This window comes from Aquicoccus porphyridii, from assembly GCF_008369105.1.
Taxonomy (GTDB): Bacteria; Pseudomonadota; Alphaproteobacteria; order Rhodobacterales; family Rhodobacteraceae; genus Aquicoccus; species Aquicoccus porphyridii.
In genome coordinates, this window is the sequence record NZ_VINQ01000074.1 from 1 (window position 1) to 635 (window position 635).

Annotated in this window: 1 protein-coding gene; it reads right to left on the reverse strand. The window is 71.2% G+C overall.

Going from position 1 to position 635, the window contains the following annotated elements; all coding sequences use genetic code 11:
• A partial coding sequence (locus tag FLO80_RS23640; RefSeq protein WP_223145543.1) for a type VI secretion system Vgr family protein occupies nt 1-635 on the reverse strand: 635 nt, incomplete at both ends.

The following is a 635-nucleotide window of genomic DNA, read 5'->3' on the forward strand; positions in this document are numbered from 1 at the left end:
AGGTCGCGCACGGCTTCCTGGAGGGTTTGCTGCGGCGCCGCGTCGTGCCCCACGCCCTGGTGCTCCCCGGCGTAGTCGCCCAGCTCGCGGGCCAGCTCCAGCGCCGCCTCCAGCACCTGCACCACGACGCCTCGGTCGAGATGGCCGGCGCCGGGGGCCAGCTCCAGCGCCGCCTCCAGCACCTGCACCACGACGCCTCGGTCGAGATGGCCGGCGCCGGCCCTGAGCTGCTCCTCGGTGCTCAGCAGCAGCCCCTTGGCCGCACGCACCGCGCCATGTTCGTCGGTGCGCAGTTCGAAGCCCTCGCCGCGCGGCTTGCCGCCTTCGGGCCGAGGATGGGTCAGGTAGCCCAGGTGCAGCGCGCTGGCACCGTGGTCGCTCATCAGCGCCGCACTGATCTGCGCCGTGGTGTCGTCGATGCGCAGCTCGTTGGCCCGGCTGCCCTTGTACTCCTTGCTCTTGATGGTGCTGAGGATCTTGTGGTCGGGCAGCGCGTAGGGCGGTCGGTTGGTCGCCCGGTAGGTGCGCCCGGTGACGATCGGCTGGTCGCAGTCGCCGTCCAGGTAATCGACGATCACCTCCTGGCCAATCCGCGGGATCGCCATGTGCCCCCAGTCGGCACCTGCCCAGTTCTG